The sequence below is a fragment of the Clostridium gelidum genome (assembly GCF_019977655.1).
Classification (GTDB): Bacteria; Bacillota; Clostridia; order Clostridiales; family Clostridiaceae; genus Clostridium; species Clostridium gelidum.
Genome location: NZ_AP024849.1, coordinates 1,006,352 through 1,032,430, shown reverse-complemented (window position 1 = coordinate 1,032,430; position 26,079 = coordinate 1,006,352). Strand labels below are relative to the sequence as shown.

The window sequence follows — 26,079 nt, the reverse complement described above, 5'->3', positions numbered from 1 at the left end:
CTATACTTTTTATATGTTTTTTGCTAATATTTCTATTGATTGTAAATATTCGTATAGCTATAAAAAAGTCTTGTATTCAAAATACTACCAAAATAATAACTTTAAATAAAAAACTACCTAGGAAATTATTTTCACAAATTTCCCAGGCAGTTTATTTTTTACATACGGCATATGAAAGAAAATAGTAAGTCTAATATAACACTATACTTTTGTGCATTAAATTTGTTTAACATTGAAATCCTAATGAAATTTTATTGGCTATTGATATTTCTCTTTCATTGCTCTATCTATATTTCTTTTCGCATCTTTTTCCAGCATAGAATCTCTCTTATCATAGTTTTTCTTACCTTTACATACTCCAAGTGCAACTTTAACCTTGCCTTCTTTTAAATAAAGTGATAATGGTATTAAAGTATACCCATCTTGAGATACTAAACCATCAAGTCTTTTTATTTGATCTTTATGAAGTAGTAATTTTCTTTCTCTTATAGGATCAACATTAAATATATTGCCTTGTTCATAAGGACTTATATGCATACCTTTTATAAATATTTCACCATTTGAAATATCTGCATAACACTCTTTAAGATTAACTCTACCTTTTCTTATAGATTTAACTTCGGTTCCAACTAACACTAGTCCAGTTTCCATTGCTTCTTCCACAAAATAATCATGTCTTGCTTTTCTATTTTCTGCTAAGGAATTTTCATTCTTTTTTCTTGCCATTTTAATCACCCACTTAATTCAGTTAACAGTTAACAATTAGCAGTTAACAGTTTATGTTAATAAAATTATATTACACCTATCTTTTTAAATCAACAAATGTATACTAAATAAAATAACAAACTGAAAATTAAATTTAGGTGGAGTATTAAAGTCCACCTAAAAGCTTCACTTTATTATTCTACTTCGTCTATTTCATTTTTTAATTTTTCTGTACTATTTTTTGGTATCTTTACTTCTTCGTCTTCATCTCTTTTAGGTTCTTGCGTAATTTTAAAGAATATTTCTCTATTTGCTATATCTACATTTACACATTCCACTTTTACTTTCGCTCCAAGTTTATAAATCTTCTTAGTTCTCTCACCCATTAAACTAAGGTTAGCTTCATTAAATATATAATAATCATCATCTAAATCAGTAATATGAACTAAACCTTCAATTGTATTTGGTAATTCAACAAATAGTCCAAAAGTTGTAACTGAAGATATAACTCCTTCAAATTCTTCTCCAATTTTATCTTCCATATATTCAGCTTTTTTAAGATCATCAACTTCTCTTTCCGCATCTTGCGCTTTTCTTTCCATTTCTGATGATTGCTTAGCTGCATACCCTACTATACTTTTCAATTTATTTATTCTCTTTTCATCTATCTCTCCATGCAAATGTTCTTTTATTATTCTATGAATTTGCAAGTCTGGATATCTTCTTATTGGAGAAGTAAAGTGACAATAATACTCTGCTGCAAGGCCAAAGTGACCAGTACATTCTGGTGCATATCTTGCTTGCATCATAGAACGTAGCAATAATGTACTTACAACAGTTTCTTCATTTTTTCCTTTAACTTGTTCTAGAACGTCTTGGAAACTCTTTGGACGTATTTCCTCTGTCCATTGAACTGTATATCCTAAATTATAAACAAATTCTTTAAACTTAGCCAATTTCTCCTCATTTGGATTCTCATGTATTCTATATACAAAAGGTACATGAGTCCCAAACATATGCTCTGCAACTGTTTCATTAGCAGCTAACATAAATTCTTCTATCATTCTATTAGATATTTCACGATCATAAGGTTTAATTTCAATTGGTTTTCCAAGGTCATTTAATGTTATTTTTGCTTCTGCTATTTCAAAATCAATAGCACCTCTTTTTGTTCTCTTTCTTCTTAATATACTACAAAGTTCTTCCATATTCTTAAAGTCGTCATAAAGATAATCATATCTCTTTATTAATTCCTCATCATTATCCTTTAAAATCTTTGTAACATCTGTATATGTCATTCTTTCATTAGTTTTAATAATAGATTCTACTATTTCATGTTCCACTATTTTTCCTTTAGGATCTATTTCCATAAAACAAGTTAATGTTAATCTATCTACTTTAGGATTCAAAGAACATATACCATTAGATAATTTTCTAGGTAACATTGGAACCACTCTATCTATTAAATAAACCGAAGTTGCTCTTTTTAATGCTTCTTTGTCTAGAGGGTTATTTTCTTTTACATAATTAGTTACATCCGCAATGTGAACCCCTAGTTTAAAGTTTCCATTGCTTAATTTTTCAATAGATACCGCGTCATCTAAATCCTTCGCATCTTCTCCATCTATTGTAACCATCTTTAAATCTCTTAAATCTCGTCTACCTTTATATTCTTTTTCATCTATTTCCTCGGAAATACCCTCAGCGAAATTCAACACTTTATCACTAAATTCTTCAGGAAGTCCAAGTTTCTTTATAATCATTAAGATATCTATTCCTCTATCGCCTTTTCTCCCTAGAACTTCCGTTATAACACCCTCTGCCTTTCTTTTTTCATCTGGCCATTTAGTTAATTTTACTGTAACAACATCTCCATCACTCGCACCATTTCTATCCTTCTTTGAAATAAACACATCTTTAGATAATCTAGTATCTTCTGAAACTACAAATCCGAAGTTCTGGCAATCTTGATATATACCTACTATATTAGTTGTATTTCTTTCAAGAACTTCAACTACTTCGCCTTCTCTTTTCTTTGTATTTGTATCTTCCCTAGTTACTTTAACAGATATTTTATCTCCATTCATAGCGCCATTCATAGCAGTACTTTGAATAAATACATCCTTTTGACCTTCTTCGTCTGGAATTAAAAATCCAAATCCCTTTGCATGTGCTTGAAGTTTTCCTATAACTAATCCTTCTTCTTCAACACTGCTCTCAGCTATCATATATTTATTTTTCTTTGTTCTCATAATAAGACCTTCATTTTCCATCACTTTTAAAGTCTTTTTAAAAGCATTATATTCATTTCTCTTTATATTAAATACAGCAACCAATTCTTCAATATCCATTGGTTTATACTCAGATTCTTTCATAAAATTTACTAAAGTTTTCTTAATTCCCATAATACTACCTCCATTATACAATTTACTATGTATTATTACTTTATATCTATATACTACCACATTAATGTTCTGCAACATAGATTTTATCTTATTATATTATTGACATATATATATTATTTTATGTACAACTATTATTTGTTGACTTTAAAATATTTATTTACAACTAGTTGAATTTTTAAACCACCCAACAAATTCGATATGCTCATCACGCAAAAAAGTGCCTCTCAATCAATTCTACCCATTGAGGCACAACATTTCATTTTTATAAATACTATTAAACAACAAAAAAAGCTACTTAAATAAAGTAGCTCAAATTTATTATTTTACTAAATTTAATACAATCGAATTTATTGCAAAAAGTGCCATAAACATAACTGTTAATCTTACAAGAATTACTTCTTTTGTTCTTGATTTATTTTTTGAAAAGAATGTTTCTTGTGTACTTCCTTGTATTAAACCACTTAAAGCATCAGATTTACTAGGTTGCATAAAAATTGATACAATAACACCTAATCCAAGTAACACCTCAAAGACTAATAATATATTTTGCATAGATAACACCTCCTAGAATGATCAATAACATCAATCTAAATAATATCACATTTGTCGATTCATTACAACTTTCTACAGTAAAAATTTCATTCTATTACAATGAAAACTTATATATATAAAAAATAGTTGATAATACATAACCTATACTATCAACTACATTTTTAAATTATTTTATTTTTTAATTAAATTCAACTGTAATGTAAAATCCCTCCTAAAAAGTTTCACTTTATCTGATGTCTAGTCGTTCTAAAGCTCTCATCCTTCGGATGATAGCTAAGAACGTCACAACCCTAGATAAGTTCAACTAAATTTAGCTGTAATGTAAAATTCCACCTAAAAAGTTTCACTTTATGTTAAAGAAAGCTTTCTTACCTCTATATTCAGCTACATCATCTAATTCTTCTTCTATTCTTAATAATTGATTATATTTTGCAACTCTTTCAGATCTAGCTGGTGCACCAGTCTTTATTTGACCTGCATTTACAGCTACAACTAAATCAGCTATTGTTGTATCTTCTGTTTCACCTGACCTATGAGAAACAACTGCTGTATATCCAGCTCTATTTGCCATTTCTATAGCATTCAAAGTTTCTGTTAATGTACCTATTTGATTTAACTTAATAAGAATCGAGTTAGCTACTCCAAGTTCAATACCCTTTTCAAGTCTTTCAGTATTAGTAACAAATAAATCATCACCAACTAACTGAATTTTCTTTCCTAGTCTTTCAGTAAGTAGTTTCCATCCATCCCAATCTTCCTCATCCATGCCATCTTCTATTGAAATAATTGGATATTTATCAACCCATTCTTCAAAGAAATCAACCATCTCAGCAGATGTTAATGTTCTTCCTTCATTTTCTAATACATACTTACCATCTTTATAATATTCTGATGAAGCTGCATCAATTGCAATAAATATTTCTTCACCTGCTTTATATCCAGCTTTTCCTATTGCTTCAATTATAACATCAAGTGCTTCTGCATTTGACTTTAAGTTTGGAGCAAATCCACCTTCATCACCAATACCAGTTGAATATCCTTTATCCTTTAAAATTTTCTTTAATGTGTGATAAACTTCAGCACACATTCTTACAGCTTCACTAAATGTTGGTGCTCCAGCTGGCATAATCATAAATTCTTGTAAATCTACAGAGTTATCAGCATGTGATCCTCCATTTATTATATTCATCATAGGAACTGGTAATACTTTTGCATTTACTCCGCCTATGTATCTATATAAAGGCATATTCAACGAATTGGCAGCTGCGTTTGCAACAGCTAATGATACTCCTAAAATAGCGTTAGCGCCTAATTTTTCTTTGTTATTAGTTCCATCTAATTCAATAAGCATCTTATCAATATAAGTTTGTTCATATACATTAGTTCCTATTAATTCTTCTGCAATAGTATCATTTACATTCTTAACTGCATTTAAAACGCCTTTTCCTAGAAATTTATCTTTATCGCCATCTCGGAGTTCTACAGCTTCATACATTCCAGTTGATGCACCTGATGGTACTGCTGCTCTTCCCATAGTTCCATCTTCTAAATATACTTCTACCTCTACTGTAGGAAAACACCTTGAGTCTAAAATTTGCCTTGCAACTACGTCTACGATTTCTAAATAATCTTTCATTTAATATTACCTCCTCATTTTATAATTATATTGAGAATTATTCTCAATATAATTATAATACATAATATTCAAATTTAAAAGCTTTTTTTTCATTTACCATAATATTATTAGTAAATTATCAAATGAATATTCATATTAATATAGAATATTCATATGATTTAAAATTATATAGATACCTGCACTGCAAGTTTTGCTTATATGTATCATTGATTTCTATACCCAACATGCTTAGGATCATAAACAAACAGAAAAATTGATACATATTTTTTCCGTAGGAATAAACATGTATCAATTTAGTGGGTTATCCACATAAGTAAGATTTCTACTGTGGATATATATTTAATCTTTATTTCTATTCTATTCTAGATAAATTTGACCTTTCACAATACCTTTTAAATTTCAATTCCCATGATATTGTTATCTTTGAATCTATTTTTCTTATACCATTAAAAAATTCTTCTAATACTCCAATTCTATTTAATCCTTTCATTAAATGCCTTGGATGATCAACTTTTCTAGTATATGCTTTTTTAGGGTCTATTATCATAATCTTTTCATTATCTGATACATAAATATCTTTGCATCTAATATCTATTTTTTTAAATTCAAGCCTTTTAAATTCTAATAGTAAATCATATATATTTTCGATTAATCTTTGACTCAGCCCATTTTTCTTTATATATTTGTCAAGTCTGTTGCCTTCTACCATGTCTCTTATGACATAGAATTTCCCCCTTTTATACAAATGCGGAAAATATTTAGATCCATTAGTTTTAGCAAGAATATTTCCTTCATCATTACATACCTTTTTTCTCAAAAATATTTTAATAGCTTTTTTATTTGGTAATTCGTACACCACTCCATTATTCCCTTGCCCGAGATAATTAGCTTCTCTAAATAAATTTTCAGTAATTTCATCAAAATCAGCAGAGTATGCAAAATTTTTTTTCATATCATCAACCTTAAATCCTTTTTATAAATATATTAATCTAAGATTTAGTTTATGCAATTTTACTCAAATCATTCTTTAAAATCCTACAAGTTTTATTCCTTTAAAATTCTGTGGATTACTATTTTCAAATACATAAAAACTGCCCTAAAATAATTTTATAATTATTTTAAGGCAGTAATATTATATAGGCACATGAAAATAAATAACAAATCCAAAGTTGCGATGAATATTTTTTATCAAGCAAGGAGACAAATTGCCCTCATAGCAGGCCTATTAGGTCAATTTCTCGATGAGCAGATAAGTGAGAGCCCAAATTTTATATTTGGCTCTTCGAACTTAGTTAACAACCAAAGGGTGTTAATATCATTAAAAAATGATTTTGTGTGAATCGCTTACTCAAGAAGAGCGTAGCGAGTCGAGCTTCATTTATGATGGAAAATAGGCTGGCAAATGGACTTGTTATTTTTTGATTGTGCCTTAAGGCCTTTTGACTATGATAAATCCAATATTGTAATTTATGTTAGACTTATTATATTCTTTAATATGCCTTAAATTTATTTATTTACTACTAAATTGTCTCCAGTCATCTCAGCAGGTACTTCAAGACCTAATTGATTTAACATTGTTGGTGCAATATCAGCAAGTTTTCCATCATTTAACTTCTTATTTTCTGCATGATTTGATACCCAAACAAATGGTACTGGTTGTGTAGTATGAGCTGTGAATGGAGTTCCTGTTGAGAAATCTATCATAGTTTCAGCATTACCATGGTCTGCAGTAATAAACACACATCCATCCTTTTCTAATACCTTATTTACAACATTACCCACACATTCATCAACTGCTTCTATTGCTTTAACAGCTGCTTCAACAATTCCTGTATGACCAACCATATCTGGATTTGCAAAGTTTAAGATTATCATGTCATATTTATCACTATCTAATCTAGCTAATAATTCTTCTGTTACTTCATATGCACTCATTTCTGGCTTTAAGTCATAAGTTGCAACCTTTGGTGAAGGAATTACTATTCTATCTTCACCTGGATTTTCTTTTTCTACTCCTCCATTAAAGAAGAAAGTAACATGGGCATATTTTTCAGTTTCAGCAATCCTTAATTGATTTAACCCCTTACTACTTACATATTCTCCAAGAGTATTAGCTAAAGTTTGTGGAGTATATGCAACATTTACGCCTTCTAAAGTCTTATCATATTGAGTCATTGTTACAAAAGTAAGATTTAAAGTTTCTCTCTTAAATCCAGCAAATTCTTTATCGTTAATAGCTCTAGTTATTTCTCTAGCTCTATCTGGTCTAAAGTTAAAGAATATAACTGAATCTTCATTTTTAATTTTCCCACCTTCAATTATTACTGTTGGTAGAACAAATTCATCAGTTTTATTATCGTGATATGAATTTTCCATAGCTTCTACTGCGCTATTTGCAGTTTCACCTTTTCCTAAAACTAATGCATTATATGCAAGTTCAACTCTTTCCCATCTGTTATCTCTATCCATAGCATAATATCTACCACTTATAGTAGCAATCTTACCTACGCCTACTTCAGCCATAATTTTCTCAGTTTTTTCTACAAATTTTTTTCCTGATGAAGGTGGTACATCTCTTCCATCCATAAAGGCATGAAGATAAACATTTTGAACTCCTTCTTTTTTAGCAAATTCTAATAGTCCTCTTAAATGATCAATATGCGAGTGAACCCCACCGTCTGATAAAAGTCCCATTAAGTGCAAAGCTGATCCACTTTTCTTTGCATTATCCATAGCTATCTTAAGAGCTTCATTTTCAAAGAAATCTCCATCTGAAATTGCTTTTGTAATTCTAGTTAATTCTTGGTATACTATTCTACCTGATCCAATATTTAAATGTCCAACTTCTGAATTACCCATTTGACCTTCTGGTAATCCAACTGGCATTCCACTTGCTTGTAATTGTGAAGTAGGATATTTTTCAAATAATTTATCTAAATTAGGCTTCTTTGCTAAAGTTACAGCATTTCCTTCTGATTTTGGTGCAATTCCAAAACCGTCTAATATCATTAACATAACAGGTTTTTTTGACATTTCCTATCCCTCCAAATTTCCTTAATTTTAGATCATAATATATTAATTTTACTTTTTATATACTATATTTCATCTATTAAATTATATTATTTTTTTGCATTTATTGCAACTTATAAACATTACAAGTGCTAAGTATAAACTAATTATATAAAATTCAGCTTAAACTAACTTTTATTGTATTGAAATACTTTTTTAAATGTTAATAAAAAAGCTATCTCGAAATGATTTATAATCATTTCAAGATAGCTTTTAAAAGATAATATTAATAATTAGCTATTGCAGAGAAATCAGCAGCAATTAAACTAGCTCCACCAACTAATGCTCCGTCTATATCAGACATTTCCATTTGAGCTTTAATTGTGTTTGGTTTAACTGATCCACCGTATTGGATTCTAACTTTATCAGCAACTTCTGATCCATACATTTCAGCAACCATAGCTCTTATAGCTTTAATTGTTTCATTTGCTTGTTCATCAGTAGCAGTTTTACCTGTTCCTATTGCCCAAATTGGTTCGTAAGCTATAACAAGTTTTTCTGCTTGATCATTCTTTAATCCAGCTATATCAACTTTGATTTGAGCTTCTATAACTGTATTTGTAGTTCCATTTTCTCTTTGTTCTAAAGATTCTCCACAACAAAGGATTGGAGTAATATTGTGTTCAAAAGCTTTTTTAACTTTTTTGTTTAATGCTTCATCGGTTTCATTGAAGTATTCTCTTCTTTCACTGTGACCTAAAACAACATAATCAATTTTCATGGCTTCTAACATACTTGGAGAAACTTCTCCTGTGAAAGCTCCATTTTCTTCAAAGTGCATGTTTTGTGCTGCAACCTTTATGTTTGATCCAGCTACTGCTTTTTTAACAGCATCTAAGCATACAAAAGTAGGACATACAACTACATCACATGTAGCATCCTTAACTAATGGCTTTAATTCTTCTACCATTTTAACTGCTTCTAGAGCAGTTTTGTTCATTTTCCAGTTTCCTGCAATAATCGCTTTTCTCATTATATTCACCTCATGCTTAAATTTTTATAAGAAGCTTCCGGCCGAAAGCTTCCTAAATTTCATAAAGATTTTCTTCTTATCTACTAATTAAATGATTTATTAATTATACTTTTATTAGTAATTACTATTTTGAATTTACTTACATTAAGTATACCAGTTATTATTATTATTATTATTATTCAAAAAATAATAACTAACACTATAATTAGGTTTACTACTACTTATTGTTTAATGCTGAAATCCCTGGTAATTCTTTACCTTCTAAGAATTCAAGTGATGCTCCACCACCAGTTGAAATATGAGTCATCTTATCTCCAAATCCCAAAATATTTACAGCTGCAGCTGAATCTCCACCACCTATAATAGTAGTAGCATCAGCATCTGCCATAGCCTTAGCTACTGCAATTGTACCCTTATTGAAGTTTTCGAATTCGAATACTCCCATTGGTCCATTCCAAATTACTGTCTTAGCATCTTTAATAGCATCAGCATATAAAACGTCTGTCTTTGGTCCGATGTCTAATCCCATGCTTCCAGCTGGAATGTTTTGGTCTTCTGTAACTACAGCTTCAACATCTTTGAATTCTGCAGCAATTCTGTGATCTACTGGTAATAAGAACTTAACGCCCTTTTCTTTAGCTTTTGCAATCATTTCTTTAGCATAGTCAAGTCTGTCTTCTTCAACTAAAGAAGTTCCAATTTCATATCCTTGAGCTTTTAAGAATGTATAAGCCATTCCACCACCAATGATTATTGTGTTAACTTTATCTAAAAGGTTATTGATAACAGCAATCTTATCTGAAACTTTTGCTCCACCTAAGATAGCAACAAAAGGTTTTACTGGACTTTCAACTGCATTTCCTAAGAATTTCAATTCTTTTTGAATTAAGTATCCACATACAGCAGTTTTAAGATAATCAGTTACTCCAACTGTTGAACAATGAGCTCTATGAGCTGTTCCAAATGCATCATTAACAAATACATCAGCTAATGAAGCTAATTCTTTAGAGAATTCTGGAAGATTCTTAGTTTCTTCTTTTCTACATCTAGTGTTTTCTAATAATACGATGTCTCCATCTTTCATGTCAGCAACAGCTTTTTTAGCGTTTTCACCAACAACTTCTTCATCTCTAGCAAAAATAACTTCTTTACCTAGCATTTCAGTTAATCTTACAGCTACTGGAGCTAATGATTTAGAAGCATCTTTTCCTAAATGTGAGCAAAGGATAACCTTTGCATTGTGTGCAACTAAATACTTTATTGTTGGAAGTGCTCCAGCTAATCTGTTTTCATCAGTTATAACACCATCTTTTAATGGTACATTAAAGTCACATCTAACTAAAACTTTCTTTCCGTTTACATCTATATCTTCAATTGTTTTTTTATTGAAATCCATTAAAATTCACCTCAAAAATTTATTTTAATTTTATCTGAATATTTTAAAATAGTCTGGCTTTATAGCCTTATACTACAAAACCAGACTTATTCTTTTTAACATAAATTTGCGCATTATGTTTAAAATTAGTTTAATTTAAATTACTTTAAGTTAGCAAAGTATCCTAAAGTTCTTACTAATTGGTTAGTGTATGACATTTCATTATCGTACCAAGAAGCTACTTTAACTAATTGTTCTCCATTAACTTCCATAACCTTAGTTTGAGTTCCATCGAATAATGATCCGAAGCTACTTCCGATAATATCACAAGAAACTATTGGATCTTCAGTATAACCAAATGATTCAGTTGCAGCAGCTTTCATAGCAGCATTAAGTTCATCTACAGTTACTTTCTTATCTAAAGTACAAACTAATTCAGTTAATGAACCAGTTATTGTTGGAACTCTTTGAGCTCCTCCATCTAATTTTCCAACTAATGCTGGAATAACTAATCCGATTGCTTTAGCAGCACCAGTTGAGTTAGGAATTATTGAAGCTGCAGCAGCTCTAGCTCTTCTTAAATCACCATTTCTGTGTGGAGCATCTAAAGTATTTTGATCGTTAGTATAAGAATGGATTGTAGTCATGAATCCTTTTTGTAATCCAAATTGATCGCTTAATACTTTAGCAAATGGAGCTAAACAGTTAGTAGTACATGAAGCACCTGAAATAACTGTATCTGATGCCTTTAATATTTCGTGATTTACATTAAATACTACTGTTGGTAGATCATTTCCTGCTGGAGCTGATATAACAACTTTTTTAGCACCTGCTTTAATATGAGCTGAAGCCTTTTCTTTTGTTGCAAAGAATCCAGTACATTCTAAAACGATATCTACTTTTAATTCTCCCCATGGTAAGTTTGCTGGGTTAGAATCAGCAGTTACTTTGATTTCCTTTCCGTTTACTACGAAAGCTCCTTCTTTAACTTCAACTGTTCCATCGAATCTACCTTGAGCTGAATCATATTTGAATAAGTGAGCTAACATTTTAGCATCTGTTAAATCATTGATTGCAACCACATTAAATTCAGGGTTTTTAATCATTAATCTTAAAGCCAATCTTCCTATTCTTCCAAAACCATTAATTGCTACGTTTACCATTACAATTACCTCCTAATATTTTTTCTTTTTTATAAAAATAAATTTTACAAACTACTTTAATAACTGAATTTTATTATCTAGCCTCTTTAGTATTCCATAGGCTGTTGCCTCATCTGTAACTAATACTCCATTTACGTCATTAAATTCAGTTGATATTATCGACTCAACTTTATTCTGCCCACCAGCCACTGCAATATGTGTTTTTATTTGTCTTGCTTCATTAATTTTGATTCCAACGGCGGTAGTTTCTGAGATTATTTCTGAGTCTTTGTTAAAATAACATCCAAATGCTTCTCCAACAGCTCCTTGATTAATTAAATTATCTATTTCAAGCTGCGGAACTCCTCTTTTTCTTGCCATCTGAACAGCATTACCTATACCATATATCAATATATCTGCTTTATGTATAGTATCTATTACTGCTTTAACAGCTTCTTCCTTAAGTAATGTATCTATTATATCTAAACTTAAGTTTTCTGAAATATGAAGCATTTTATAAGTACCATTTAGCTTTTTGGCTAAGGTAGCAGCTAAAGTATTTGCTTGAGTTTCAACCTTTTTACCCATTCCACCTCTTGCTGGTACTACTTGGATTTTTGATAAACTTGTTATTTTAGGAAATGCTTCTACAACTTCTTTTAATGTGCTTCCACCTGTTAAAGCTATAATAGAATTATCTTCTAAAACATCTTTTACATAATTTGCACAAGCTTTACCTAAATCCTTTAATACTAAAGGATTTTCTTCAATATCTCCTGGGACTATGATTACTTTTTTTAAATTAAGAAAAGATTCTATTTTCTTTTCAACTTCCGAAAGACCTTTTATTTCATGAATAAAATCATTTAATTTAAATATAATTTCTATTCCTTCACTTGTAACTGTCATTCCAGAAGTATTTATTTCAATTAATCCTTGTTCCTTTAAAAAACCTATTTCTGTTCTTGCTGTTCTTTCCCCAACATTTAACATTTCAGCAAGGACTCTTCTTCCTATTGGTTCATTATGACAAATTGTTCTGAGTACGTTATACCTTTTTTCTAATGTATTTACGAGCTCAGGAACTATCTTTTTCTGCAATTCTAATATTTCCTGCAACTCCAGCACTCCCTTGGTCACTAAGTGTCCCATATCATTTCATTATGTCCCACATCTATTATTATAAAACACCTTGATGAAATTTTAAAGGCTTTAGTGAAATTTTTTTTATAATATTTCAAAAATAACAAAAAAATCTATTAAAACTGGTTATTACAACTCTTTTTTTATAATATTTCACAATTATTTTCTTCTTAACTATATAAGTTGTGATTAATCCTTTATAGTGAATTATAAAATTTCAATCAATACCTAAATAACATGGATATTGGGATAAAATGTATTACAAAGTCATTAGTGCAACTTATATAGAACTGATTCAAAAAAAATTTTTAACTTTTATTATATGAAGAACCCAAATATAAATTAGGGTCCTCACTTTTCCTTTTGTTTTTTAATAATTTCACATTTTTCATTTATAACTAAAGTCTTTTTCTCATAGAAGAAGCTTTAATTCCTATTTCTTCTCTGTATTTAGCAACTGTTCTACGTGATATATTTATATTTTTCTCACCTAACATAGAACTTATTATTTGATCTGAAAGAGGTTTACCTTTATTCTCTTCGTCAATTATTCTCTTTATCTCATTTTTTATTTTTATAGTTGCCATATCATCATCATTATTATTTGAAGATACTCCACTTGCAAATAAGTCTTTTATTTTTACAGTTCCGTAATTTGTTAATACATACTTATCTTTAATTGCTCTGCTTACTGTAGAGTCATGAACTTCGAGTATTTCTGCAACTTCTTTTAACATTAAAGGTTTTATATATTGCTTACCAAATTTAAAGAAATCCTTTTGTTTATCAATTACGCATTCTAAAACCCTATGTAATGTATTCTTTCTTTGCTCTATTGATTTAATTAAAAACAATGCTTGATTTATTTTATCTTTAACATACGCATTTGTTTCTGAATCTTGATTATTTTGCAAGACATCTTTATAAGTTTTATTTATCATAAGTCTAGGTAAAACACTTTCATTCATTAAAATAAAAAATTCACCATCTATGTTTTTTATTTCAGCATCTGGAATTATGTAATTAACTTCTTCCCCTGTATAAAATCCGCGTGATGGTTTAGGCTCTAATTTCTTAATTAAATCTCCATATCTCTGTGCTTCCCTTGGTGATATGTTAAGATCCTTTCCAACTACTTCATATTTGTTATCTGCAACATTTTCTAAATGATTTAAAATCATTTGCTCTATTATGTTATCTAAAATATTCAACTTTAAACTCTGAATAAGCAGGCATTCTTTGATATTTCTAGCTCCTATACCATATGGTTCCAATGATTGAACTAATTTTAAAGCTTTTTCAACTTCTTCTTCTGATATATTTAATTCTTCTGCAAGTTCTTCTATTGATATTTCTAAATAGCCTCTATTATCTAATGATTCAACAATATATTGGCAGATAGTTAGCGTATATTGATCTATATTCACTTCAACTAATTGTTCCTGCAAATAATCCTTTAGTGATAACTTTTTTTCAATGAAATTTAGTGGCGAAATATCTTCTCCAGAGTAACTTTTTTCTGATCTATCTTTATAATTGTCAGAATATAATTCTTCAACTATTTTCTTATGATCATATCTATCTTCTGTCTGCATTTCTTCATTTGCTTGTGCATCATCATATGAAATTATTTCCTCATTCATTTCTAAAACAGGATTTTCAGAATACTCATTGTCAATATATTCCCTTAAATCATGAAGAGACATTTGTAAAAGCTTTATTGATTGTTGCATATTTTGCGTTAATATTAATCTCTGTTCTTGCGTCATCTTCATCCTATAATCCAAATTCATAAATATCCCCCCTTATGACTATGTATTACGTTTTAGTTAAACGTATTCATTACGCTGATGATTTTATAATTAACAATCTTTTATATAGTATACCCCGTCTTACCTTTATAATGCAAGTTTACTCCACTAATTTCAATCATGAAAAACATACATTATGTATTATCTCCAGAGTAATTTCAATTAATCTTCAAGTACCTAAACATATTCAAAAATAACAAGCCTCTGCATTAGTATATTGTGCTCTATACTATGTTAGCATGTCCCCTAATTTATTAACGCAAAATATATATTCCATCTTTTAGCTTGTTATTTTCTATCATGTACCTTAATTAATATTACCACAACAAAAAAAATCAAAGCATGTCTTTAATTCTTATTGTCTCGTAACATTATTTGTTTAAAAATACTAATCCACAACATCCTGGTCCTGAATGTATACTTACAGTTGACCCAACTGGACATTCAACAAAATTAACTTTATTGTTTTTCATATGTTCTCTAAGTGCTTCTTTAATTTCAATATTATTTACATCAATTAATATAACTGGTACTTCCTCATCTAAATGTGCATTTTCTAAATCACTAATAATCTTTTTAATTGATTTTTTATTTCCTCTAAGTTTATCTTTTACAGCCATAAGACCATCTTTTATTTCCAGAATTAACTTTATTCCAAGCATACCACCAACTATACCAGCTGTTTTAGAAATTCTTCCACCTCTAACAAGATACTCTAAAGAATCAAAATAAATTGAAACCCTTATTTTTTCTCTAATAATATTTAGTTCCTCTTGCATTTTTGCAATCTTATATCCTTTTTCTTTAAGCTTAGCTGCTTTTATAACTAGAATTCCAAGTGCTGCTGTAACATTTTGAGAATCAACAACAACTATATCTTGAGTTTCTAGTGCTTCCTTTGCTATGCATGCTGATTGATATGTTCCACTCATTGCAGAAGACATATGAATTGATATAATTTTATATCCTTCACTTAAGTTTTTCTTATATGATTCAATAAACCTATTTGGAATTACTTGAGCTGTAGTTGGAAGTACATCATCCTTTTCTATTCTTTCAAATACTTTCTGGGGATTTATTTCAACTCCATCTAAATAACTTTCTTCGCCAAAGTTTATTAATAATGGTAATACTTCTATATCATACTTCTCATATAATTCTTTAGATAAATCAGCAGTACTATCTGTTATGATTTTTATCTTTTCCATATATCTTCATTCCTCTTCACTTATTTCATATTAGGAAATCCCATTTGTCTTAAAGCTTCATAAGCTACTATAGCTGCTGTATTTGACAAATTCAAACTTCTAGTACTTGATTTTATCATCGGAACTCTAAGTCCAGTATGTCTATTATGCACATCTTCTGGAACCCCACTAGATTCTTTTCCAAACATTATAAAATCGCCCTCTTCAAATGCAATTTCATCAAAATGAGTTCCACCATGAGTAGTTGCTAAAAATATTCTTTTATCTCCGTATTTATTTATAAAATCTTCATAGCTTTCATGTATTTCCAATTCTAAATCTTTCCAATAATCTAAACCTGCTCTTCTAACTTGTTTATCACTTATTTCAAATCCTAATGGTTTTATTAAATGCAATTTACTATCTGTAAGAACGCAAGTTCTCGCAATATTACCTGTATTTTGAGGTATTTCTGGGTTATATAATACTATATTTAAATTCAAAATTTCACCCTCTTCTATTTTTGTCAAAAAAATCAGTCCACTTTTATTTTAAAATTATACTATACGGTTCATAACAAGTCAAAATAATCATTATCTACTTACTTATATATAATAAAAAAATATCACATCAGTATGATAGACTATTTTTTAAGGCAAAAACCTCTTTAGTTGGGTATATCCCCACTTGTTGCTACTGCATCCACCTTAAGAAGATATTGTGCCCTTGTGAGTATTAGCTTTCCCTAGTTGGTATAATTCCAACTAAATTTAGGTGGAGTCTTAAAAACTCCACCCGAAAAATATCCCTTTATATCATGTCATTAGTATTTTCATTTTATTGTGCTGGTTTTACTGTTGGTGGTGGTATTACTGCTGGTGCTGACGCTGTAGCAGATGGTTTTTCCGTTGTTACCGGTGCTGCTGGTGAGGGAGTTACTGATGCAGCTGGTTTTGTTCCTTTTTTAACCACTATTCCAACACTTGCATAATTATCTGTTGATACAACATCTCTTTTTATTTCTACTCCATTTTCATAAGTGATTTGATAGGATTTTGCTTTATATCCCGTCATCCCGGTGCCTTCGCTGACTTCTTTTCCTTCTGGTAAAGTAATATCCGGTACTACCTTAGTTTCAGGTGGTATAGTTTCAGTAATTTCATTTGCCATATCATATGTTTTCCCGTTTAATGCAGAAGTATCTCCATATATATTATAAGTCATTACTTTACCTATAGTACTTCCTTGAATAAAAATAGGGAAATCATAAGTATTTTTAAACTTGTAATCTAAATAACCATAAGAAACTGTTGCATCAAGGCCCGGCTGAGCATAGCCTACTACCATAGAGTGATTTGTTCTTTCAACAGATCTTAAATTAGATTTCATTGCTGCCCTATAAATAGTAGTAGATACTTGACATATACCACCACCAATTCCTGGTTCCACCTTATTCCCTACATATGTTCCAGCTTCTTGATATCCTCTTTCAACTGTTCTTGGTCCTACAATATCGTTGAAACTAAATGTCTCTCCTGGCATAACCACAGTTCCATTTATTGCTGCAGTTGCTATTTCTATATTATTACTTCTTCCTGCTGCTGATGTACCATAGCTTGATGAAAAAGTACCCATTACATTCTTTATTTTCGATAAGTCTTCTTTAGTTACTCTTGGTTTTGTTGTTTCTAAATCAACTGTTACGTTATCCTTAGAATCAAGTTCCCCATTTATGTTGTCTTTTAATTGATTATCTAACTTGTCTAAATTTATTGTTTTTCCTTCTATTCCAGCTTTAACAACTATTTTATCTTTTTCTATGCTAATAGTAGCATCCTTAGCTGATTGTGTAACATCTTTTTGTAATTTTTCTTCATATGCTTTTAACTTTTCTTCATCATAAGAAAATCCTAATGAAATCTGATTCTTTTCATTATCTGAATTTTTTATCGCTCTGTATTTCTTGAAAATTCCACTTTCTTTTCCAAATTTATAAGCTTGTTCTACTGTTCCATCTATATCACATTTTGGCATTATATCTGAATAAATAAGTTCGTATTGCTTGTCCCCTGCAATTATAGATAATTTTTTATTACCTATAGCTGCCTCAAATGTTTCAGTAAGCTTATTTTTTGCTTCTTCTTTAGTCATACCTCCAAGATCCACATCTTGTACAGTTACCCCAGGATATATCTTATTATCCCACTCCTTAACTACACCTTTTATTGATAATGAATATGCAGATAATGCTGCAGCTACTATTACTACAAATGCTACTATTGCTATCCTAATATTCTTTTGTTTTTTAGCAGTCTTCCTGGAAGCTTGTGCTCTTTTGCCAGTTCCCTTTTCCACTCGTTCTTCTCCTTTCAAGGAATTAATTAGTATTTTAATAATCTAAAATTATATGTTTTATTATTTCTTTTAGTTACCTCATTGGTAAAATTATGATTTTACTAAATTTTCATCAATATTTTTATTATATCATATTCAAACTGAAATATGATAGTAATATTATTATATCCAATATCAAATATGAATCAGATTTTAGATATCAAAAAATAACACTCCAATATATGATTTGTATTTTTTCCATATTGGAATATTAGATCCACTAATAGTGCTATCAATGAATTCACTCAATACAGTATGGTCAGAATAAAAACATATATTGAATAGTTATTTTTTTATAATACCTTATTTATAAATTCACTTTTGCGCGTGTTTTTGATGTTTCTCCGTCATAGTCAAAAGCTTCAATTGCCACTTCTATAGGCATATTCTTTTGAATCTTCAATTTATCTCTAGTTATTAAATAGTTTGTGGCATTTTCATCAACTGTACCTACCCATTCTTTATTTACAAAAATATTATATCCCAACAGATCTATATCTTTATTCCTATTCCAAGAAACTGATATGTTCCCACTTTCAAATCTTGCTTGCATCCCTGTGACAACATCAGGTTGAGTTAATAAATCTATATTATTTGGTCCCCAATTTGCATCAACAGGATTTCCAATTCCCGAAACAATTTGATCTTCACTATATTGCCATATTCTCCATCTAGTCCATCCTCCAACATTAGGAGGAATTCTTGGATTTTGAGGAATTTTTAAATACATAGCAATCCATAATATCATATCTTTTAAAGGATAACCACGTCCAGGAATATAGAAATTATCATAAAGTTCTATAAAATCTATTCCTGTATAAAGCATCAGTCTTCTTCTCGTTTTTCTCTCAAATCTTTTCCTAAATCTATCAATCCAATTAATTAATACTTTTGTAGTTATTGATTTATCTGTAGGCGCTTCTATATCTAGCACTGGAAATAAATCTCCATAATCTTTATTCCCAAAACCAGACTGCAATGTATTTATAAAATCATCACATTGCCTATCAGCATCTGTTAAATCATAAGATGGTAATCCAAAATGATATGCTCCAACTGGAATTCCATAATTTCTACTAGCAACTGCAAATTCTAGAAACTTTCTATCAATTCTATATCTTCCAGTTGCTGATCCAGAAGCTCTTAAATATAAAAAATCTATTTTCGTTGCCAGTATATCGAATTGAACATTTTGGGTATATTCATTTATGTCTACTCCAAAACGACTGTTAGGGTTGTTACCTTGCATATTTCCTCCAAAATAAAAAATACTTCTCTACTATAAATATTAATTTATCTTAAAAAAAGTACCTATAATTAATAAATAATTATAGGTTTAGTTGTACATAGAAACTTATATTATCGCCTATTGATTCAGCCCATATTTTGCCTTCATGCAATTCTACTATATTTTTGGATATTGCAAGTCCTAATCCTGATCCCCCTGTGTTAGTATTTCTTGATTCATCCAGTCTATAAAATCTATCAAATAGTTTTTCTGCTTTTTCTTTTGAAAGATGATCTCCTTTGTTTCTAAAAACTACAATTGCAGTATTATCTTTTTCATATAATCCTACTAATATTTCTCCTGGTTTATATGAATATTTTATTGCATTAGTAATTAAATTTTCAAATACTCGAAGCATTTTTAAGGTGTCTATTGAAACGGATATCTTTTCTGATTCAAACTTTCTATATACTGCCAATTCATTTTCATCAAATAATGGCATTAATTCCTCTATTAGTTGTGATAAAAACTCTGCTAAGTTGACTTTAGTTTTGGTTAATGTTATTCCATTGTTATTTAACTTAGTATATTCAAATAAATCCTCAATTAGCAGTTTTAGTCTTTCTGCTTTACTAAATGCTATATTTAAATATTCCTTCATTTCTGCTTCATCTTTATACCTATTCTGAATTACAAGTCCCATATATCCCATTACAGATGTTAGAGGAGTTCTTAAATCATGAGAAACATTCGTTATTAAATCTGTTTTTGTTTTTTCTGCGTCTCTTTCTGCATTAATTTTTTCGCCTATTTCCTTAGCCATATAATTTATATTGTAAGCTATATTCCTAATTTCATCAGTACCTTTCTCTTGTATTCTATAGTTTAAATTTCCACTTGCTATTATTTTAAGACCAATTGCAATTTCATCCAAATACTTCATCTTTTTATTTGTTATAATTACAAAAGAAACTATAAATACTATAACTGCAAGAATCAATGCTAATGATGAGTTTGAGGTATTAATTGTAGCATATGTTATTGTCGCTTCAGGTATTCTTGAATATATTAAATAAATTCTATCATTGCCCACTTTTAATGGCATTATATAGTTTTTTTCTTTAACGTCTCCGGACTTTTCGTAATTTACCTTAGCCATAGCATTTTTTAGTGCACTATAAATATCTATATTTTCTTCGGCTACATTTTTAGTTTTATATAATACTTTTCCATCCAAATCTGTTATGTAACTTTTATCTCCACTTGCTACATTTTCTAAAATACTGCTAATTTTACTTTTATCCTTTAAATCCAGATTTTCTTGTGCTTCTATTTGCTTGGCTAAATCATTAGCTGATCTTTCAATAGAATCATAATCATAGGTTATCTTTGGCTCATTGTATTCCCTTTTTAAAATATTATTTGTAAAACTATAGAAAATAAATGATATCAAAAAACATATTCCAATAACCATCATAAGTTCAAACCTAATACTCTTTTCAATCTTTTTCTTAATATTACTCACTAAATCTTCTATTCGTTGTAATATCTTTGAATCTGATATATTATTATTAAAATTTTTATGATTATCAAATTTTTTATTTTTCAATTTTATATCCTACCCCCCAAACAGTTTTTATAAATCTTGGATTTCTTGGATTTTCCTCAGTTTTTTCTCTTATCTTTCTTATATGAACCATAACAGTATTATCTGATGTCATAAATTCTTGATTCCAAACACTCTCATAAATATTTTCTATTGAAAATACTTTTCCACGACTTTGCCCAAGTAATGCTAAAATATCAAATTCAGTTGGAGTAAGTTTTAATAAATTATCGCCGAGTATCACTTCGTGAGTCTCTAAATTTATAACTAAATCATCTATATGTATTGCATTATTATCTTCCGCTAATACATCTACTTTTTTACTAAACTTATGAAATCTTCTAAGTTGAGATTTTACCCTTGCTACAAGTTCTAATGGATTAAATGGTTTTGTTAAATAATCATCAGCTCCCATATTAAGTCCTAAGATCTTATCTATATCCTCACTTTTAGCTGATAACATTATTATTGGCATTTCTCTCATCTCTCTGATTTTTAAACAAGCCTCAACTCCATTTAAATTAGGCATCATAACATCTAAAATTATTAAATCCACATCATTTTCTTCAAGCAACTTAATTGCTTCAAGTCCATCACAAGCTTGCATTGTATCATATCCATCACTCTTAAGATATATATCAACTAAATCCCTTATTTCCTTTTCATCATCAACAATTAAAATAGTTCCCTTTTCCAAAAAAGCCATCTCCTATCTCATATTTTTTATTTTGACTTAATAACTTCTATACCAAATATTATTTCTAACATTATTAATTTTATAATTATAAAAACTTATAAGAAAATTTTCTAACTAACATTTACTATAATTCAATTTTAACTCAAATACCTTAATAAAATCATTAAAAGTTCTTAATATTTTCTAAATTCTACTTCTACCGTTAATAATATAGATACCCACAGTTGAAATCATACTTATACTACATTGAAATAAAAAGTACTCTGTTGTTCCAGTTGCTAGCGAATAAGGATGTGGATTTCTGATATTATAAGTGCTCCCATTTATGATTGTCCCTTAGACACTCTAAGGATAAGCGTAAATGTAATAACTATATAATAATACACAAATTGTAGATATAGTGAACTAGTTGATAAATAGTGTTCTTAAAAAATAAGCAATACATTTTTTTACAAAATATGCTATAATAAGAATATATTTATCAGCATTAAGTTAAAAGAATAATTTATAATAACATAATAACGAAATTAAATTGAAAGCATTGGAGGAAACTAAAACTATGATTGGAAATATTAATTGCGATATTGATATAGATTCACTTGAAATAAAAGATGTTATTGATATTAAACTGCTACAAAAATTTCAGGATAACTTTGCCGAAAGTATGGGCATTGCAAGTATAACTGTAGATAAAAGTGGGAATCCAGTGACTACCCCAAGCTCTTATACAAGTTTTTGTATTGATTTTGTACATAGCACTACCATAGGTGATAATAGATGTGCAGAGTGTCATAGAAAAGGTGGAGAGGAAGCTGCACGGACAGGTAAACCTTATATTTATACTTGCCATGCTGGACTAATTGATTTTGCAGCTCCTATTTTAATAGAGGGTAAACAAATTGGAACTATCTTAGGTGGACAAGTTTTAACAAAAAGTCCTGAAAAATCAAGGTATATGCAAATAGCAAAAGAAATAGACGTAGATGAGGATAAATTAGTTGAGTCAGTAGAGAAAATTAAAATTCTTACAGAAAAAAATGTAGCAGCAGCAGCAGAAGTATTATTTATAGTTGCAAATGCACTTTCAAAAATAGGCTACGAAGAACTAAAACTTAAGATGATTTCTAAAAGCTTAGAGATTGAGGTGCTAAAGAAAGATTTGTTACTAGAAGAATCTAATAAATATAATCAATTAAAGACTCAATTTTTTTCAACTATATCACATGAATTAAAGACTCCTATTAATATTATCTCCAGTTCTTTACAGTTACTAGAAAAACTCTACAAAGATAGTTCATTTACATTTACTGCTGAAACATTTTCAAAATATTCAAAGGTAATGAAACAAAACTGTCATAGATTAATTAGGGTAATTAATAATGTTGTAGATATGAATAAAATAGAAGTAGGCTTTTTGAGTCTGCACTTAAAAAATAACAATATTGTTAAAGTTATTGAAGATATTACATTATCAATAGTTGAATATGCAAGGTTAAAAAACATTAATATTGTTTTTGATACGGAAATAGAAGAAAAAATAACTGCATTTGATGAAGAACAATTTGAAAGAATTATGTTGAATTTATTATCAAATTCAATCAAGTTTACTAAGCCAGGCGGAAACATAGATGTCACTATATGTGATAAAAAAGAGCATATATTTATTTCAGTGAAAGATACTGGAGATGGTATTCCACAGGATATGCTTGAAAAAATATTTAATACTTTCACACAAGTAGATGCTTCATTCAGAAGACATGCTGAAGGTAGTGGTATTGGCTTATCACTTGTAAAATCCCTTGTGAAAATGCATGAAGGGGAAATTAGTGTAATAAGTCAATTGGGTGTTGGTAGTCAGTTTACAATTAAGCTACCTGTCAAGCTTATTGACAGTGAATCTAACGCACATAAAGATAGAGATCTTAATTATCATGTGGAAAATACTAAAATTGAGTTTTCTGATATATATTTTGACTAATATTAATACACTTGTAATCTGGTTAAATAATATAAATCAAACCAAAAGTAAAGGATACTCATTGTTCACAATTGAGTACCCTTTATTTCTTTGATAGATATGTAAAATTCAATGTTTCACATTAAGTATTTTTCTATTTCAATACTTCTAATTATTTATTTTTAATTAGCAGAGTTATTTAGAGAATTATTAGACGGGAATCCTTATTGTAATAACTATGTAGTAATACAAATTTTGTGCATATTTAATGAAGCAGCCAATAAATAATTTCTTAAAAATTGAATAATACTTCTATTGTAAGATATGGTATAATACGAATAAATTGCATACAATTAAGTAAGAATATCAAAATTCACTCTAATTATAAATATTAGAGTAATAAAATAGGTGGTTAATATTATGGATTTTAAAGATATAGTTTTAACAGTAGGATTAATATTAATAATAATTATTGTTAATAAGTTTTTTCCTCTAAATAAGTTAAGCTTAAAGAAGTATTTAGGCTATATAAATATGAATGAAAATATGATTAAAGACTACATAAAAAGAGAATTAAAAGTGATTAAGGATAGAAAAAGGTATTTTGATAATATACGCGTATTATTTGATTTATCAAAAAAGAATAAATACACTATAGATAATCAAACTTGGGATGATTTAATTATGAATGATATTTTTACTGAAATAGATAGAACTTATTCTAGTGCTGGAGAAGCTGTACTTTACACAATACTCAGAAATCCAATGATGGATGAAGATAAAATAAATAAAAGAGGTAATTTGATTAATTTATTTAAGAAAGATTTAAATTTAACTATAAAATTAAGATGTATATTTTTTAAGTTAGGATTTGATAATAAAAATAGATTGATAGAAACTATAAATGGTTTGCTTTCTGTAAACAAAACAAAATTTTACATATATTCATTTTTGGGAATTTTACCTATAATTTTAATTTTAAGTGCTATTTTATTTAGACAAGCTTATTTTATGGCAATACTCCTTTTTTATGTATCTGTAATAGTAGAAGTTCACAATAAAGAAACTGCAAATATAAAAGCTTTAGGACTTATATATTTAAGAGATTTAATAACTGGAGCTAAGAATTTAACAAAGATTAAAAATGATGAATTAAAACCATATATAGAAGAAATTAAAGTATTATTAAACCAATTAAAAGATATAGATAAGGCTACTTTTTTACTAAAAGTATTGAATTCTTTTGGTGGATTATTAGAAATGTTTGCAATTCCTTTTCTGATTGAGGAATCAACCTATTATAGGATAAGTGGAAAACTAATTGAAAAAAAAGATATTATACTTAGATTATATTATTTAGTTGGAGAATTAGATGCTTTATCTTCAATTTCAATTTATGAAGAATGTAATAAAGAAAATTGTAGTAGCCCTAAATTTGTTGCTGAAACTTCATTAAAAATAAGGGATGGCATTCATCCTTTATTAAAGAATCCAATTGAAAATTCTATTGAAATTTATAATAATGGAATAGTATTAACAGGAACAAATATGTCAGGTAAATCTACATTTTTGAGAATGATAAGTACTAATATACTTTTAGCACAAACATTTAATTTTGTTTTAGCTAAGGAATATGAAGCGAGTTTTTTTAATGTTGTCTCGTCAATAAGTCCTAAAGACGATATTACTAATGGAAAAAGCTTTTATCTAGCAGAAGCAGAATCAATTTTACGGATAATAGAAGCATTAAAAGATACTATACCAGTATTTTGTCCAATAGATGAAATTTTTAGAGGAACTAATCCTATAGAAAGAATATCTTCTTCAGCAGGAATTTTAAAGTATATCAACAATAAAGGAAAATCTATTTGTATAGTAGCTACACATGATAAAGAACTTTCAGATATACTTAAGGGAAATTATGATTTTTATTATTTTAGTGAAAATGTAGATGATAAAAATGGATTAAGCTTTGACTATAAAATAAAGAAAGGTATTTCCAAAACAAGAAATGCCATTAAAATTCTTGATTATATTGGATATCCTAAAGAAATAATAGAAGATTCATATAAAATAATAGAAAATATTCAAGGATACATCTAAATGGATACCCATAACAAAACTAGAGTTAAGTATATAAGCTACCTAAATGAAGGTCTTGCTTTTATGGTTACTGAGGCTCCATAAAAGCAAGACCTT

The 26,079-nt window shown here is 28.8% G+C and carries 19 protein-coding genes; 2 read left to right on the top strand and 17 right to left on the bottom strand.

Annotated features, from left to right (window positions below; all coding sequences use genetic code 11):
- Window positions 1-258 precede the first annotated feature (258 nt).
- The 17 genes from smpB to psyc5s11_RS04745 all read right to left on the bottom strand — a co-directional run bounded on the left by smpB (window position 259) and on the right by psyc5s11_RS04745 (window position 21,932).
- Window positions 259-726: an SsrA-binding protein SmpB gene (smpB, locus tag psyc5s11_RS04825; RefSeq protein WP_224036503.1), complete on the bottom strand. Its 468-nt coding sequence runs from the start codon at window positions 724-726 to the stop codon at window positions 259-261.
- A gap of 173 nt (window positions 727-899) precedes the next feature.
- On the bottom strand, window positions 900-3,110 hold the full coding sequence (gene rnr / locus psyc5s11_RS04820) for a ribonuclease R (protein WP_224036502.1): 2,211 nt from the start codon (window positions 3,108-3,110) through the stop codon (window positions 900-902).
- Window positions 3,111-3,428: 318 nt separating this feature from the next.
- Window positions 3,429-3,662, bottom strand: a complete 234-nt coding sequence (gene secG / locus psyc5s11_RS04815; protein ID WP_224036501.1) for a preprotein translocase subunit SecG — start codon at window positions 3,660-3,662, stop codon at window positions 3,429-3,431.
- A gap of 343 nt (window positions 3,663-4,005) precedes the next feature.
- The gene (eno, locus tag psyc5s11_RS04810; protein WP_224036500.1) at window positions 4,006-5,298 is read right to left on the bottom strand and encodes a phosphopyruvate hydratase; all 1,293 of its coding nucleotides are present in this window, start codon (window positions 5,296-5,298) and stop codon (window positions 4,006-4,008) included.
- 352 nt (window positions 5,299-5,650) lie between these two features.
- Window positions 5,651-6,250 carry a protein kinase family protein gene (locus psyc5s11_RS04805; RefSeq protein WP_224036499.1) on the bottom strand — a complete coding sequence of 200 codons (600 nt, stop codon included), beginning with the start codon at window positions 6,248-6,250 and terminating at the stop codon, window positions 5,651-5,653.
- A 554-nt stretch (window positions 6,251-6,804) separates the two neighbouring features.
- Complete coding sequence (gpmI, locus tag psyc5s11_RS04800; RefSeq protein ID WP_224036498.1) at window positions 6,805-8,331, bottom strand: 2,3-bisphosphoglycerate-independent phosphoglycerate mutase; 1,527 nt, start codon at window positions 8,329-8,331, stop codon at window positions 6,805-6,807.
- A gap of 262 nt (window positions 8,332-8,593) precedes the next feature.
- On the bottom strand, window positions 8,594-9,340 hold the full coding sequence (gene tpiA / locus psyc5s11_RS04795; RefSeq protein ID WP_224036497.1) for a triose-phosphate isomerase: 747 nt from the start codon (window positions 9,338-9,340) through the stop codon (window positions 8,594-8,596).
- Window positions 9,341-9,557: 217 nt separating this feature from the next.
- Window positions 9,558-10,736, bottom strand: coding sequence for a phosphoglycerate kinase (locus psyc5s11_RS04790; RefSeq protein ID WP_224036496.1), 1,179 nt, complete (start codon window positions 10,734-10,736; stop codon window positions 9,558-9,560).
- Between the two features lie 140 nt (window positions 10,737-10,876).
- Window positions 10,877-11,878: a type I glyceraldehyde-3-phosphate dehydrogenase gene (gene gap, locus psyc5s11_RS04785; RefSeq protein ID WP_224036495.1), complete on the bottom strand. Its 1,002-nt coding sequence runs from the start codon at window positions 11,876-11,878 to the stop codon at window positions 10,877-10,879.
- A 51-nt stretch (window positions 11,879-11,929) separates the two neighbouring features.
- Entirely contained in the window at window positions 11,930-13,009 is a 1,080-nt protein-coding gene (locus psyc5s11_RS04780; protein WP_224036494.1) for a sugar-binding transcriptional regulator, read from the bottom strand.
- Between the two features lie 389 nt (window positions 13,010-13,398).
- Complete coding sequence (rpoN, locus tag psyc5s11_RS04775; protein ID WP_224036493.1) at window positions 13,399-14,793, bottom strand: RNA polymerase factor sigma-54; 1,395 nt, start codon at window positions 14,791-14,793, stop codon at window positions 13,399-13,401.
- 389 nt (window positions 14,794-15,182) lie between these two features.
- A complete protein-coding gene (locus psyc5s11_RS04770) occupies window positions 15,183-16,019 on the bottom strand; it encodes a DegV family protein (protein WP_224036492.1) in 837 nt (278 codons plus the stop codon).
- Between the two features lie 20 nt (window positions 16,020-16,039).
- On the bottom strand, window positions 16,040-16,501 hold the full coding sequence (locus psyc5s11_RS04765; protein ID WP_224036491.1) for a tRNA (cytidine(34)-2'-O)-methyltransferase: 462 nt from the start codon (window positions 16,499-16,501) through the stop codon (window positions 16,040-16,042).
- A 334-nt stretch (window positions 16,502-16,835) separates the two neighbouring features.
- A complete protein-coding gene (locus psyc5s11_RS04760; RefSeq protein ID WP_224036490.1) occupies window positions 16,836-18,353 on the bottom strand; it encodes a VanW family protein in 1,518 nt (505 codons plus the stop codon).
- A gap of 346 nt (window positions 18,354-18,699) precedes the next feature.
- Window positions 18,700-19,641 carry a glycoside hydrolase family 25 protein gene (locus psyc5s11_RS04755; RefSeq protein WP_224036489.1) on the bottom strand — a complete coding sequence of 314 codons (942 nt, stop codon included), beginning with the start codon at window positions 19,639-19,641 and terminating at the stop codon, window positions 18,700-18,702.
- A gap of 79 nt (window positions 19,642-19,720) precedes the next feature.
- Window positions 19,721-21,235 carry an ATP-binding protein gene (locus tag psyc5s11_RS04750; RefSeq protein WP_375542004.1) on the bottom strand — a complete coding sequence of 505 codons (1,515 nt, stop codon included), beginning with the start codon at window positions 21,233-21,235 and terminating at the stop codon, window positions 19,721-19,723.
- Window positions 21,219-21,932: a response regulator transcription factor gene (locus tag psyc5s11_RS04745; protein WP_224036487.1), complete on the bottom strand. Its 714-nt coding sequence runs from the start codon at window positions 21,930-21,932 to the stop codon at window positions 21,219-21,221. The genes psyc5s11_RS04750 and psyc5s11_RS04745 overlap by 17 nt, the downstream gene beginning before the upstream one ends.
- A gap of 550 nt (window positions 21,933-22,482) precedes the next feature.
- On the opposite strand from psyc5s11_RS04745, the gene psyc5s11_RS04740 reads away from it, so the two are divergent.
- A complete protein-coding gene (locus tag psyc5s11_RS04740; RefSeq protein WP_224036486.1) occupies window positions 22,483-23,901 on the top strand; it encodes a sensor histidine kinase in 1,419 nt (472 codons plus the stop codon).
- A gap of 513 nt (window positions 23,902-24,414) precedes the next feature.
- Window positions 24,415-25,983 carry a MutS-related protein gene (locus psyc5s11_RS04735; protein WP_224038121.1) on the top strand — a complete coding sequence of 523 codons (1,569 nt, stop codon included), beginning with the start codon at window positions 24,415-24,417 and terminating at the stop codon, window positions 25,981-25,983.
- Window positions 25,984-26,079: the final 96 nt, after the last annotated feature.